Here is a 12,760-nt window from a genome sequence, read left to right as displayed (position 1 = left end):
CGTGAGATCGGCTGAGGATTCCGTTAGGGCTAATCAGCGCAGCGGCAGATAAATATCGGTCTGCAGCTCGTGTTCGCCGACGTCATGCACGAAGTTGAGGTAACGGAAAAACACGGGAAAATCGCGTAGCGTCTCGCCCGACGTCGGTAGCCAGTCACGGTAAAGCGACCAGATACTTTGCGCGAGCGTATCCAGAGAACCGTGATGGCGTGCCACAGCACATCGTCCGCCCGGAATATTGCCATTCACAACGCCAAAGGTGTTTTCCGCTATCGGTTCACTGACGGACCCGCAGATATCGAAGCGGAATTCGTCCGCGGGAGTGGTCGCGGGATCGTCCCACGAGACGCCCCAGGTCGCGCAGGTGACGACCGGCGATAACCCGCTCGCTTTGCGCCAGGCGATAAACTGCGCCGCCGTCGCATTGACCAAATCAGGACTGCCGCGGTGACGTAACATCGCCACCAGCGTGTCGGGGAACTGGACTATTTTAACCATCATAGGATGTTGCTCCTGTAACCTGTGTTTCGGTACGCGTCGATGCCACTCCTGCCAGTCCGGTTGTTGACGGAACTGGCTGGGGCTTTGAGCGAACGCGGTACGGAAGGCACGACTGAACGATTCCGGATTCTGAAATCCGGCATCCAGGGCAATATCGATAATTTTATCCTGTGGCTTGAACGCCAGGCGCCAGCAAGCGCGGCGCAGACGTAGCCACTGGATATAGCGATACAGCGGTACGCCGCTATAGGCAGTGAATTGCCGGTGAAAGTGGTACGGCGAGCTATGCGCGATCGCGCTCAGCGTCTCCAGCGACAGGGATTCATCCAGATGGCGCTCTATGTATAAACACACGCGTTGAAAACGCCCGGCGTACACCGGGCTCGTCCTGGTTTCGTTCATCGTATCCTCCTCCCGACATACTCTGGCAGAGCGAGAATAGCGATTCCTGACCGATCTTGCGCGATGTCGCGGTTACGGAGCGACTTTCGTGATTTGCTTGACGTCGATCTCCACCGAGTTCCAGTCTTTATCGACCTCTCCCTGAATTTCAACGGTGTCCTGCGGCGTCACGGTCAGGCCGTTCCAGCGTTTATGATCGATATCCACATTCACGGTTCCGGAAGCATCCTGGAATTTATACAAATCGTCGGAGATACGCTGAACGATTTTACCGCGCAAGGTAACCCAGGTGTCATCGCGCAAAGATTTGGCATTCTCTACCGTCGTGACGCTGCCGTTGGGGCCAATGAAGCCGCCATTTTGCGTTGACGTCTGGCTGGATTGCGTGGCAGCAGGTCCGTTGAAACCACCCTGCTCCGCCGCCAGTACCGGCATGGAAATTAAGGCCACGATAGCGGTCATTGCAGCAATTTTCTTCATGATAGGTTCTCCCTTTATGTTTATATCGTCACGATTACATCAGGCAAAACTTAACAACTTCTTAAGCGGTAAAAAGAAATTTTATTGCTGTACAGCGGCGGTTGCAACGCGGTTTACTGCGCGTATTGATGATAGCCACAGGAGTGACCAATGCGCATTTTACTGGTGGAAGACGATAAGCTCATCGGTGATGGCATTAAGGCCGGGCTGGCAAAAATGGGCTTTAGCGTCGACTGGTTTACCGGCGGCGAAGCGGGACAAACCGCGCTCTATACCGCCCCTTACGATGCGGTGATCCTCGACCTGACGCTCCCCGGTATCGACGGATTAGATATCCTGCGCGAGTGGCGTAATCAGGGCCATCATGAGCCAGTGCTGATCCTCACCGCCCGTGATGCGCTCAATCAGCGGGTAGAAGGGTTGCGTCTCGGCGCCGATGATTATCTGTGTAAACCCTTTGCGCTGATTGAAGTTGCCGCCCGTCTGGAAGCCCTGGTCCGCCGCGCGCACGGCCAGAGCAGTAGTCAACTGTGCCATGGAGGCGTTACGCTCGATCCCAGTGGCCTGACGGCGACGGTGAACGGCGAAAATCTGCCACTAAAACCCAAGGAGTTCGCCTTGTTGGAACTGCTGATGCGCAATGCCGGACGCGTCCTGCCGCGTAAGCTGATTGAAGAGAAGCTTTATAACTGGGACGACGAAGTTTCCAGCAATGCGATCGAGGTACACGTACATCACCTGCGGCGTAAGCTCGGCAGCGAATTTATCCGTACCGTGCACGGTATTGGCTATACCCTCGGTGATGCATGAAACGTCTGAGCCTACGTCTGCGCCTGACGCTGCTCTTTTTCCTGTTGACCAGCGTCGCCTGGGGCATCGCCAGCTTTATTGCCTGGCAACAAACCACGGAAAAGCTGGATAAGCTGTTTGATACCCAGCAGCTACTGTTTGCCCGCCGCCTGAGCACCATCAATTTTGACGAACTGCATACCTTGCCTGCGCAGATCAGGGCCAAAAAGAAGGTCAAACACGGTCATCTTGATGATGATGCGCTGGCGTTCGCAATTTTTACCGCCGATGGCAAGAACATCATGCACGATGGCGAAAACGGCCAGGATATCCCGTGGAATAACCGCCGGGAAGGGTTCAGCGATGGCCATCTGAATAACGATGACGACGAATGGCGCTTTCTCCAGTTGACCACCCACGATGGTCGCTACCGCATTGTCGTCGGGCAAGAGTGGGACTACCGCCGGGAAATGGCGCTGGATATCGTCACCTCGCAGCTGACGCCGTGGCTGGTGGCGCTGCCGCTGATGTTCCTGCTGTTGATTGTGCTGTTAAGCCGCGAGCTGGCGCCGCTGAAACGGCTGGCCCACACCCTGCGCCTGCGTGCACCAGACTCAGCCGAATCGCTGGACGTCGACAAGGTGCACAGCGAAGTCAGGCCGCTGGTCGAGGCGCTGAATCAACTGTTTACCCGCACCCATGACACCATGATGCGCGAGCGGCGGTTTACCTCCGATGCCGCACACGAGTTGCGCAGCCCGCTGGCGGCACTGAAGGTCCAGACCGAAGTCGCACAGCTGTCAACGGATGACCCGCAAGGGCGCGACCGGGCGCTGGCGCAGTTACATGAAGGGATTGACCGTGCAACCCGGTTGGTAGACCAGCTCCTGACGCTGTCGCGTCTGGATTCACTGGCCCAGCTTGATGACGTGCAGACCCTTGCCATAGATGAGCTGCTGCAATCGTCGGTAATGGAGATGTACCACATTGCGCAGCAGGCCGGGACTGAGCTGCGCCTGCATCTGCACACCAGCCATGTCACCCGCCAGGGGCAGCCGCTGTTGCTGAGCCTGCTGGTGCGTAACCTGCTGGATAATGCGGTACGCTACAGTCCGCGCGGCAGCCAGGTGGATATCACCCTCGATGCCCGCCAGTTTACCGTCCGTGATAACGGCCCTGGCATTAGCCCTGAGGCGCTGGCGCGCATCGGCGAGCGCTTCTATCGTCCTCCGGGCCAGGATGCTCCCGGCAGCGGGCTGGGGCTCTCCATCGTCCGCCGCATCGCCGCGCTGCATCAGATGACGGTGGATTTCAACGCCGTCCACGAAGGCGGTTTCGAGGCGCGGGTACGCTGGTAGCCGTTATTATTGCGAATACAGCAAAAGACTTTGCACATTTTGCTCATTTTACCGCTTCGCCCTACGGGGTAAAATTGACGACAAAATCGAACATTGAAGGATAAAAAATGAGCAACATCCTGATTATCAACGGCGCGAAAAAATTCGGCCACTCCAACGGCCAGTTGAATGACACCATGACCGAGGTCGCGGATGGCTATCTGCGCGACGCCGGGCATGATGTTAAAATTGTACGTGCCGATAGCGATTACGACGTCAAACAAGAAGTGCAGAATTTCCTGTGGGCGGACGTGGTTATCTGGCAGATGCCGGGCTGGTGGATGGGCGCGCCGTGGACCGTGAAGAAATACATTGATGATGTCTTCACCGAAGGCCACAGCTCGCTGTATGCCAGCGATGGACGTACCCGCTCCGACGCCAGCAAGAAATATGGTTCCGGCGGTTTAATCCAGGGCAAACAGTACATGCTCTCCCTGACGTGGAACGCGCCGATGGAGGCCTTTACCGATAAAGACCAGTTCTTCCATGGCGTGGGCGTTGATGGCGTTTATCTGCCGTTCCATAAAGCCAACCAGTTCCTCGGCATGACCGCCCTGCCGACGTTTATCGCCAACGACGTGATTAAACTGCCTGATGTTCCGCATTACATCGCAGAATATCGCAAGCATCTGGCGCAAATTTTTGGTTAACTAAAGACCTACATACAGAAGGAGTTGAGTTAATCATGTTGACAGTGATCGCAGAAATTCGCACCCGCCCTGGCCAGCACCATCGTCAGGCGGTACTTGATCAGTTCGCTAAACTTGTTCCTGTGGTTTTACAGGAAGAAGGCTGCCACGGCTATGCGCCGCTGGTTGACCACGCCGCAGGCGTTAGTTTCCAGAGCACCTCTCCGGATTCCATCGTCATGGTTGAACAGTGGGAAAGCGTTGCCCATCTCGAAGCACATCTGCAAACGCCGCATATGAAAGCGTACGGTGAAGCGGTAAAAGGCGACGTGCTGGAAACCAGCATCCGTATTCTGCAGTCCGGCATTTAAGCCAGCGCGCAGGAAAAGACAAAAAGAAGTGAATCAGAACTGGCGGCAGCGCCAGTTCTGCTTAAGCAACAGGTCAGGCTTCCAGATCCGCCATATCCCCTTTCTCCTGCAGCCAGTTACGGCGATCTTCCGAACGCTTCTTGGCTAACAGCATATCCATCATCGCCGTGGTCTGCTGCTCATCTTCATCGCTGATAATAAGCTGCACCAGGCGGCGGGTATTCGGATCAAGCGTGGTTTCGCGCAGCTGCATCGGGTTCATTTCACCCAGCCCTTTAAACCGCTGGACGTTAGGTTTGCCCTTCTTGCGTTTCAGCTGCTCCAGCACTCCGGCTTTTTCTTCCTCGGTCAAGGCGTAGTACACCTCTTTGCCGAGATCGATACGGTATAACGGCGGCAAGGCAACATGCACGTGGCCGTGTTTCACCAGCGTACGGAAGTGCTTCACAAACAGGGCGCACAGCAGCGTGGCAATGTGCAGACCATCAGAGTCGGCATCCGCCAGGATGCAGATTTTGCCGTAACGCAGCTGGCTTAAATCGTCGCTATCCGGATCGATACCGATCGCCACCGAAATATCGTGGACTTCCTGCGATGCCAGAACCTCATCGGAAGAGACTTCCCAGGTATTCAGAATTTTGCCTTTCAGCGGCATGATCGCCTGGTATTCACGATCGCGTGCCTGCTTGGCTGAGCCGCCTGCCGAGTCCCCTTCGACGAGGAACAGTTCGGTACGATTCAGATCCTGAGCGGTACAGTCCGCCAGCTTGCCCGGCAGCGCAGGGCCGCTGGTCAGCTTTTTACGCACCACTTTTTTCGCCGCGCGCATCCGGCGCTGGGCGCTGGAAATGGCCATTTCGGCCAGTAGCTCTGCCGCCTGGACGTTTTGATTGAGCCACAGGCTGAAGGCATCTTTCACCACGCCGGAGACAAAAGCCGCGCACTGGCGCGAAGAGAGACGCTCTTTGGTCTGGCCGGCGAACTGGGGATCCTGCATTTTCACCGACAGCACGTAGGCGCAACGATCCCAGATATCTTCCGCCGACAGCTTCACGCCACGCGGCAGGATATTGCGATATTCGCAGAACTCACGCATGGCTTCGAGCAGCCCCTGACGCAGGCCGTTCACATGGGTTCCGCCCTGCATGGTTGGGATCAGGTTGACGTAGCTTTCCGTCAGCAGCTCGCCGCCTTCCGGCAGCCACAACAGCGCCCAGTCTACCGCTTCGGTTTCCCCTGAGAAGTTGCCAACGAACGGTTTTTCCGGCAGCAACGGCAGGCCGTTCACCGCTTCGCACAGATAGTCCGTCAGACCATCCTGGTAACACCAGCGCTGCTCGCTGTTATTGACCTGGTCGCGGAACACAATCTCAACGCCCGGGCAGAGTACCGCCTTGGCTTTCAGCACATGCGTCAAGCGCGTGACGGAGAAACGCGGGCTATCAAAGAAGCTTTCATCAGGCCAGAAATGCACGCTGGTCCCGGTGTTGCGTTTGCCGCAGGTGCCGGTGACGTGGAGATCTTCGACTTTATCGCCGTTCTCGAAGGCAATGCTGTAGACCTGACCATCACGACGCACGTTCACTTCAACGCGTTTCGACAAGGCGTTGACCACCGAAATCCCCACCCCATGCAAACCACCGGAAAACTGGTAGCTCTTATTGGAGAATTTGCCGCCCGCATGCAGCCGACAGAGGATCAGTTCAACGGCCGGAACCCCTTCTTCCGGATGGATATCAACCGGCATTCCGCGCCCGTCGTCGATCACTTCCAGCGATTGATCGGCATGAAGAATGACCTCCACGCGTTTCGCGTGGCCAGCCAGTGCTTCATCCACACTGTTATCAATAACTTCCTGACCGAGATGGTTAGGACGTGTTGTGTCAGTGTACATCCCCGGACGGCGGCGAACCGGCTCAAGCCCGGTGAGGACCTCAATGGCATCAGCGTTATATGAAGATTGCGTCATGGTGTGTATTCGTAGGTGATCCAGGGCTGCTTAACGCAGACCCAGAAAATCGATAATCTGAGTGAAATGATCTTCAAAGCCGACAAATGCGTGGTTGCCGCCCTCTTCGACCGTCTGCCGGCATAAAGCGTAATAAGCAACGGCCTGGCGGTAATCAAGCACCTCATCGCCCGTTTGCTGTAGCAGCCAGAGTAAATCGGGCGCTTCCAGTGGGTCGATTTGCATGACTTTGAGATCGTAAATATGGCGAGACTCTAGCACATATTGCTGCCCGGTGTACGGATTCTCATTGAGGCCAAGGAAATTGTTCAGCAGTTCAAACGGGCGTACCGCCGGGTTAACCACCACGGTTGGCAGCATAAAACACTGCGATAGCCAGGTGGCGTAGTAGCCCCCGAGGGAAGAGCCGACAACCCCCAGCGGTTCCCCGCCGTGTTCCAGCACTATCGCCTCAAGTAACTCTGCGGCTTCGGCCGGATAGGCAGGCAGTTCTGGCACCACCATGTTTATTTCAGGAAAGGTCTGCGCCAGCCACTCCTTCAGCGCCGTCGCTTTTGCCGACCGCGGTGAACTGTTAAAACCGTGCAGATAAAGGAGCGTAGCCATCAGTATCCTTCTGAAGCAATATCCGGGTGAAACTTCACGCCCTTAAGGCGGCAGACTTCGGTGGTCAACGTCCCATCAGCATGGAGATCCAGCCAGCGCCAACCGGGGGAAATCGTGTCCAGCGTAAAATTGGCGCAGTGGGGCTTGAACTGTACGCAGGTTGATGGGGTCGCCATCATCCGCCGTCCGTTCCAGTTGAGGTCCAGTTCCTGATGAATATGGCCGCAGAGCAGATGCTTCACCCGTGGAAAAGCGGTCAGTGCGCGGTCCAGCGCGCCGGCGTTGCGCAGGCTGTGTTGATCCAGCCAGCTGCAGCCCGAAGGAAGCGGGTGGTGATGCAACAACAGTAGCGTGTATCGCTCAGGTTCTTCTGACAGGCGCTGCTCCAGCCATTCCAGCTGAAAGTCGCTCAGTTCGCCGTGCGGCACGCCGAAGACCTGGCTATCCAGCAATAATATCTGCCAGTGTTCGCCCAACAGAACCCGTTTGGCGGGGGAGATACCGGACTCCTGCAGCGTACTGTACATCGCTGGCTGGAAGTCATGATTGCCCGGCAGCCAGACGCAGGGCACGGCAAAACTCGCGATACCTTCAGCAAAGTGCTGATAGGCCGCGGCTGAATGATCCTGCGCCAAATCGCCTGTTGCCACAATCAGATCGCATTCACGCTGTGAAGCATGGATGGCATCCAGCACGGCCTGGTAGCTTTCCCAGGTATTGATGCCTAACAGCGTTTCATGTTTTTCAGCAAACAGGTGAGTATCAGTAATTTGTAATATCCTGACTCTGGTCTCACCAGCCAGAGGCAGATTTAACAGGCTTTCCAAATGGTGTCCTTAGGTTTCACGACGCTAACAAACCGGAATCGCCATCGCTCCATGTGCTAAACAGTATCTCAGCCAGTCCGCCAGGAACTGATTAATTTGATGCTTTTCGTCGCGTTGATGCAACTTTTTATTAGGATAATCATACTTTGCTTTGAAGCGAAAGATCTGCTGAGTCGAACACACTTCAGCCACCATCGCATCATGATAAAGACGCACCGTCATCGACGGTAAACTCCAGTAGCTTACCGCTGGCGCCGTCTGTTCAATCGTGACTAATGTAGTGTAGCGAGTCGATTCGATGATAGTGAGTCGATACTGCGCATTACCCACCTGATAACCCGCGACATCGCCAGCCGTATCGGTTCGAGGCAACAGGCGGCGCAGCTGAGCAAAATTGGTTTCGCACAGGCGCATCATTTCCGGGAAGTCAGGTGTATAACGCTTCATTTTGTCCACTCGTTACGTAAATGGTGATAATGCAATTGCAGCCATTGCAAGGCGATGACAGAGGCCGCGTTGTCGATTTTCCCCTCTTCTACCCACTGATAAGCCTGTTCCCGGCTTACCACATGCACCCGGATGTCTTCGTTTTCTTCCGCCAGGCCGTGGATCCCTTTTGCTGTCGTCGCATCGACTTCGCCAACCAGAATCGACAGTCTTTCGCTGGTGCCGCCAGGGCTGGCCAGATAGCTCAGCACCGGTTTTGTCCGCCCGACTTCCAGCCCGGCTTCTTCTACCGCTTCACGCCGGGCAACATCTTCAGGGGATTCGCCCTCTTCAATCATACCGGCGACCATCTCAAGCAACCACGGGCTTTTACTGGTATCATACGCCGCGATGCGAATCTGCTCGACCAGCACAACCTCATCACGTATCGGGTCAAAGGGTAGCAAGACTGCAGCATGCCCGCGCTCAAAAATTTCGCGCGTCACCTCTCCGCTCATCTCGCCGTTAAACAGACGATGGCGAAAACGGTACAAATCCAGCGAAAAAAAACCACGATAAAGCGTTTCGCGTGCAATAATTTCTACATCGTTTTTAGAGAAGGTATTTCCTTGCTGATTGGGCTTGCTCATTGTCTCTGTCCTGCGAATCCGAAATGAAGGATTTATAAGCCGTTTGGCTACCGTTTTACAGTCTGTATGTTAGATTGGTGCAAATTACCGCCCGATGGCACGTAACGCCAACTTTTTACCGCGGCAGAGTCGATACAATCAGCAGATAACTTTAAAATTTGGGCTGCACTTTATGCTTCACAACAAGGAATGCAAATGAAGAAACTTCTCCCCATCCTCATCGGCCTTGGCCTGACTGGCTTCAGCGCCATGAGCCAGGCAGAGAACCTGATGCAGGTTTATCAGCAGGCGCGCGTCAGCAACCCTGACCTGCGTAAATCAGCAGCCGATCGTGATGCTGCATTCGAAAAGATCAACGAAGCACGTAGCCCGTTACTGCCTCAGCTCGGTCTGGGTGCTGATTATACCTATACCAATGGCTACCGCGACAGCAACGGCGTGAACTCTAATGTCACCAGTGGTTCGCTGCAGTTAACACAAACGTTGTTTGATATGTCGAAATGGCGTGCCCTGACGCTGCAGGAAAAAGCAGCCGGTATTCAGGATGTGACCTATCAGACCGATCAGCAAACGCTGATTCTGAACACCGCGACAGCCTATTTTAACGTCCTGAGCGCGATTGATACGCTGTCCTACACCGAAGCGCAGAAACAGGCTATCTACCGTCAGTTAGATCAAACCACCCAGCGCTTTAACGTGGGCCTGGTGGCGATCACCGACGTGCAGAACGCCCGTTCACAGTACGACTCTGTACTGGCTAACGAAGTCACCGCGCGTAACGACCTCGATAACGCGGTAGAAGCGCTGCGTCAGGTTACCGGCAACTACTATCCGGAACTGGCATCGCTGAACGTTGACGGCTTTAAGACCAACAAGCCGCAGACCGTGAACGCGCTGCTGAAGGAAGCGGAAAACCGCAACCTGTCGCTGTTGCAGGCACGTCTGAACCAGGATCTTGCGCGCGAACAAATTCGCCAGGCGCAAGACGGCCATATGCCGACGCTGGATTTGACCGCATCGACCGGGGTATCCAACACCTCCTACAGCGGTTCCAAAACCCACAACAGCCAGTATGACGACAACGACGCCGGGCAGAACAAAGTCGGCCTGAGCTTCTCGCTGCCGCTGTATCAGGGCGGGATGGTGAACTCGCAGGTCAAACAGGCGCAGTACAACTTTGTTGGCGCCAGCGAACAGCTGGAAAGCTCGCATCGTAGCGTTGTACAGACCGTTCGCTCTTCCTTTAACAACATCAATGCCTCTATCAGCAGCATCAACGCCTATAAACAGGCGGTGGTCTCTGCTCAGAGCTCCCTTGATGCCATGGAAGCAGGGTATTCGGTCGGTACGCGTACCATTGTCGACGTGTTGGATGCAACCACCACGCTGTATAACGCGAAGCAACAGCTCTCCAGCGCGCGTTATAACTACCTGATTAACCAGCTGAACATTAAGTCTGCGCTCGGTACGCTGAACGAGCAAGACCTGGTGGCACTGAACAACACGCTGGGCAAACCGGTAGCAACATCGCCAGACAGCGTGGCACCGGAAACTCCGCAGCAGGATGCCAACGCAGACGGTTACAGCAGCAATGCGGCACCGGCGGCGACCCCGGCATCAACCACTCGCACGACAAAAACCAGCGGCACCAATCCTTTCCGTCAGTAATCGCCGCGGTATGATAGCGCTTCGCTTAACGAATTCAGCTAAGCGAAGCGCTAAACGTAAGACAACGTAAAGATCCCCTGCTTTCCCCTCCTTTCCGTCCCTATTCGCTTCATTTTCCACCACTCATCCTCTATCCTGAGCGTTAACAAAATGCCATACCACTGGGTCCTGGAAGACAAATATGAAACGGACAAAAAATATCAATCATGCCTCGTTCCGTAAAAGCTGGAGCGCACGTCATTTGACGCCGGTCGCCCTTGCCGTTACGGCCGTATTTATGCTTGCCGGTTGTGAAAAAACCGACGAGACGGTTTCTCTGTATCAAAACGCCGATGACTGCTCTACCGCCAACCCGGGCAAGAGCGCAGAGTGCACCACCGCGTTCAACAACGCGCAGCAGGAAGCGGTACGTACCGCGCCGAAATACGCCACGCGTGAAGATTGCGTCGCGGAGTTCGGTGAAGGCCAGTGCCAGCAGACGCCAGCTCAGGCGGGCGTAGCACCGGAAAACCAGGCTCAGGCGCAAAGCAGCGGCAGCTTCTGGATGCCGTTGATGGCCGGCTACATGATGGGCCGAATGATGGGCGGCGGTATGGGCGCACAGCAACCGCTGTTCAGCTCGAAAAACCCGGCCAGCCCGGCCTACGGTCAATATACCGATGCCGGTGGTAAGAGCTACGGTGCCGCGCAACCGGGCCGGACAATGAACGTGCCGAAGACGGCAATGGCGCCAAAACCGGCGACCACCAGCACCGTTACGCGCGGTGGGTTTGGTGAGTCGGTGGCAAAACAATCCACCATGCAGCGCAGCGCTGCGGGCACTACCTCGACTAAACGCTCAATGGGCGGCTAAATACCATGGAAAGAATCAGCATCACGGAGCGCCCGGACTGGCGTGAAAAGGCGACGGAATACGGCTTTAACTTTCATACCATGTATGGCGAGCCCTACTGGAGCGAAGAAGCCTATTACAAACTGACGCTGGCCCAGGTTGAAACGCTCGAAGAGGTCACCGCCGAGCTGCATCAAATGTGCCTGCAGGCAGTGGAAAAAGTCATCGCCAGCGATGAGCTGATGGCGAAATTCCGTATCCCGAAACATACCTGGGGATTCGTGCGCCAGTCGTGGAAAACCAACCAGCCGTCACTGTACTCGCGTCTCGATCTGGCGTGGGACGGTATCGGTGCGCCTAAGCTGCTGGAGAACAACGCCGATACGCCGACTTCACTGTATGAAGCCGCATTCTTTCAGTGGATCTGGCTGGAAGATCAGATCAACGCCGGGCAGTTGCCGGAAGGCAGCGATCAGTTCAACAGCCTGCAGGAAAAGCTGATTGAGCGTTTCGGCCAGCTGCGCGAGCAGTTTGGCTTCCAGCTGCTGCATATGGCCTGCTGCCGCGATACCGAAGAAGATCGCGGCACCGTCCAGTATCTGCAGGACTGCGCGGCGGAAGCCGGCGTTGCCACCGAGTTTCTGTATATCGAAGATATCGGCCTGGGTGAAAAAGGGCAGTTTACCGACCTGCAGGATCAGGTGATTGGCAATCTGTTCAAGCTCTACCCGTGGGAATACATGCTGCGCGAAATGTTCTCCACCAAGCTGGAAGATGCTGGCGTACGCTGGCTGGAACCGGCCTGGAAGAGCATCATCTCCAACAAAGCCCTGCTCCCGCTGCTGTGGGAGATGTTCCCTAACCACCCGAATCTGCTGGCGGCCTACTTCAGCGAAGATGCGCACCCGGAGATGGAGAAGTACGTCATCAAACCGATCTTCTCCCGCGAAGGCGCCAACGTGTCGATCGTCGAGAACGGCAAAGTGCTGGAGGCCGTTGAAGGCCCGTACGGTGAAGAAGGTACGATCGTGCAGGAGTTCTATCCGCTGCCGAAGTTTGGCGACAGCTATACGCTGATCGGCAGCTGGCTGATCAACGACCAGCCCGCCGGGATCGGCGTGCGCGAGGATCGGGCGCTGATCACTCAGGATCTGTCACGCTTTTACCCGCACATTTTCGTCGAATAAGCATCACCCCGGCAGCGCAGATGCCT

Annotated in this window: 14 protein-coding genes; 7 read left to right on the top strand and 7 right to left on the bottom strand. The window is 55.7% G+C overall.

Going from position 1 to position 12,760, the window contains the following annotated elements; genetic code table 11:
- Nucleotides 1-33 precede the first annotated feature (33 nt).
- Together ACMYSP_RS16025 and ACMYSP_RS16020 are read right to left on the bottom strand one after the other, a co-directional pair.
- Complete coding sequence (locus ACMYSP_RS16025; RefSeq protein ID WP_434583053.1) at nt 34-903, bottom strand: AraC family transcriptional regulator; 870 nt, start codon at nt 901-903, stop codon at nt 34-36.
- 72 nt (nt 904-975) lie between these two features.
- The gene (locus ACMYSP_RS16020) at nt 976-1,383 is read right to left on the bottom strand and encodes a YgiW/YdeI family stress tolerance OB fold protein (protein ID WP_123756450.1); all 408 of its coding nucleotides are present in this window, start codon (nt 1,381-1,383) and stop codon (nt 976-978) included.
- Nucleotides 1,384-1,533: 150 nt separating this feature from the next.
- Between ACMYSP_RS16020 and qseB the strand changes: the two genes are divergently transcribed.
- From qseB to ACMYSP_RS16000, 4 genes are all read left to right on the top strand, one after another.
- A complete protein-coding gene (gene qseB / locus ACMYSP_RS16015; RefSeq protein ID WP_434583052.1) occupies nt 1,534-2,193 on the top strand; it encodes a quorum sensing response regulator transcription factor QseB in 660 nt (219 codons plus the stop codon).
- Entirely contained in the window at nt 2,190-3,530 is a 1,341-nt protein-coding gene (gene qseC / locus ACMYSP_RS16010; RefSeq protein ID WP_434583051.1) for a quorum sensing histidine kinase QseC, read from the top strand. The genes qseB and qseC overlap by 4 nt, the downstream gene beginning before the upstream one ends.
- Nucleotides 3,531-3,637: 107 nt before the next feature.
- The gene (locus ACMYSP_RS16005) at nt 3,638-4,219 is read left to right on the top strand and encodes an NAD(P)H-dependent oxidoreductase (RefSeq protein WP_434583050.1); all 582 of its coding nucleotides are present in this window, start codon (nt 3,638-3,640) and stop codon (nt 4,217-4,219) included.
- 35 nt (nt 4,220-4,254) lie between these two features.
- Entirely contained in the window at nt 4,255-4,569 is a 315-nt protein-coding gene (locus ACMYSP_RS16000; RefSeq protein ID WP_434583049.1) for a putative quinol monooxygenase, read from the top strand.
- 73 nt (nt 4,570-4,642) lie between these two features.
- Here the strand turns inward: ACMYSP_RS16000 and parE are convergent, their stop codons facing one another.
- From parE to nudF, 5 genes are read right to left on the bottom strand one after another with little or no spacing between them, the layout of a single operon-like run.
- Nucleotides 4,643-6,538 (bottom strand): DNA topoisomerase IV subunit B, encoded by a 1,896-nt coding sequence (gene parE, locus ACMYSP_RS15995; protein ID WP_123756445.1) that lies wholly within the window; start codon nt 6,536-6,538, stop codon nt 4,643-4,645.
- A 30-nt stretch (nt 6,539-6,568) separates the two neighbouring features.
- Nucleotides 6,569-7,144, bottom strand: coding sequence for an esterase YqiA (gene yqiA, locus ACMYSP_RS15990; protein WP_123756444.1), 576 nt, complete (start codon nt 7,142-7,144; stop codon nt 6,569-6,571).
- Entirely contained in the window at nt 7,144-7,971 is an 828-nt protein-coding gene (gene cpdA / locus ACMYSP_RS15985) for a 3',5'-cyclic-AMP phosphodiesterase (RefSeq protein WP_434583047.1), read from the bottom strand. The genes yqiA and cpdA overlap by 1 nt, the downstream gene beginning before the upstream one ends.
- A gap of 24 nt (nt 7,972-7,995) precedes the next feature.
- Nucleotides 7,996-8,418 carry a DUF1249 family protein gene (locus tag ACMYSP_RS15980; RefSeq protein ID WP_123756442.1) on the bottom strand — a complete coding sequence of 141 codons (423 nt, stop codon included), beginning with the start codon at nt 8,416-8,418 and terminating at the stop codon, nt 7,996-7,998.
- Nucleotides 8,415-9,047: an ADP-ribose diphosphatase gene (nudF, locus tag ACMYSP_RS15975; RefSeq protein ID WP_187042374.1), complete on the bottom strand. Its 633-nt coding sequence runs from the start codon at nt 9,045-9,047 to the stop codon at nt 8,415-8,417. Before nudF ends, ACMYSP_RS15980 begins: the two co-directional genes overlap by 4 nt.
- 195 nt (nt 9,048-9,242) lie before the next feature.
- Between nudF and tolC the strand changes: the two genes are divergently transcribed.
- The 3 genes from tolC (at nt 9,243) to ACMYSP_RS15960 (ending at nt 12,734) form a co-directional block, all read left to right on the top strand.
- Nucleotides 9,243-10,715, top strand: a complete 1,473-nt coding sequence (gene tolC, locus ACMYSP_RS15970) for an outer membrane channel protein TolC (RefSeq protein WP_434583046.1) — start codon at nt 9,243-9,245, stop codon at nt 10,713-10,715.
- A gap of 181 nt (nt 10,716-10,896) precedes the next feature.
- Nucleotides 10,897-11,568 carry a DUF1190 family protein gene (locus tag ACMYSP_RS15965; RefSeq protein ID WP_123756439.1) on the top strand — a complete coding sequence of 224 codons (672 nt, stop codon included), beginning with the start codon at nt 10,897-10,899 and terminating at the stop codon, nt 11,566-11,568.
- 5 nt (nt 11,569-11,573) lie between these two features.
- A complete protein-coding gene (locus ACMYSP_RS15960; RefSeq protein WP_434583045.1) occupies nt 11,574-12,734 on the top strand; it encodes a glutathionylspermidine synthase family protein in 1,161 nt (386 codons plus the stop codon).
- Nucleotides 12,735-12,760 lie beyond the last annotated feature (26 nt).

The organism is Klebsiella sp. R390, assembly GCF_051131745.1.
GTDB lineage: Bacteria > Pseudomonadota > Gammaproteobacteria > Enterobacterales > Enterobacteriaceae > Klebsiella.
This window is presented reverse-complemented; position numbering and strand designations above follow the sequence as displayed.

What these genes read in the sequence shown, in the direction of transcription:
- ACMYSP_RS16025 (WP_434583053.1), bottom strand. Translation starts at nt 903, where the DNA reads ATGAACGAAACCAGGACGAGCCCGGTGTACGCCGGGCGTTTTCAACGC.
- ACMYSP_RS16020 (WP_123756450.1), bottom strand. Translation starts at nt 1,383, where the DNA reads ATGAAGAAAATTGCTGCAATGACCGCTATCGTGGCCTTAATTTCCATG.
- qseB (WP_434583052.1), top strand. Translation starts at nt 1,534, where the DNA reads ATGCGCATTTTACTGGTGGAAGACGATAAGCTCATCGGTGATGGCATT.
- qseC (WP_434583051.1), top strand. Translation starts at nt 2,190, where the DNA reads ATGAAACGTCTGAGCCTACGTCTGCGCCTGACGCTGCTCTTTTTCCTG.
- ACMYSP_RS16005 (WP_434583050.1), top strand. Translation starts at nt 3,638, where the DNA reads ATGAGCAACATCCTGATTATCAACGGCGCGAAAAAATTCGGCCACTCC.
- ACMYSP_RS16000 (WP_434583049.1), top strand. Translation starts at nt 4,255, where the DNA reads ATGTTGACAGTGATCGCAGAAATTCGCACCCGCCCTGGCCAGCACCAT.
- parE (WP_123756445.1), bottom strand. Translation starts at nt 6,538, where the DNA reads ATGACGCAATCTTCATATAACGCTGATGCCATTGAGGTCCTCACCGGG.
- yqiA (WP_123756444.1), bottom strand. Translation starts at nt 7,144, where the DNA reads ATGGCTACGCTCCTTTATCTGCACGGTTTTAACAGTTCACCGCGGTCG.
- ACMYSP_RS15980 (WP_123756442.1), bottom strand. Translation starts at nt 8,418, where the DNA reads ATGAAGCGTTATACACCTGACTTCCCGGAAATGATGCGCCTGTGCGAA.
- nudF (WP_187042374.1), bottom strand. Translation starts at nt 9,047, where the DNA reads ATGAGCAAGCCCAATCAGCAAGGAAATACCTTCTCTAAAAACGATGTA.
- tolC (WP_434583046.1), top strand. Translation starts at nt 9,243, where the DNA reads ATGAAGAAACTTCTCCCCATCCTCATCGGCCTTGGCCTGACTGGCTTC.
- ACMYSP_RS15965 (WP_123756439.1), top strand. Translation starts at nt 10,897, where the DNA reads ATGAAACGGACAAAAAATATCAATCATGCCTCGTTCCGTAAAAGCTGG.
- ACMYSP_RS15960 (WP_434583045.1), top strand. Translation starts at nt 11,574, where the DNA reads ATGGAAAGAATCAGCATCACGGAGCGCCCGGACTGGCGTGAAAAGGCG.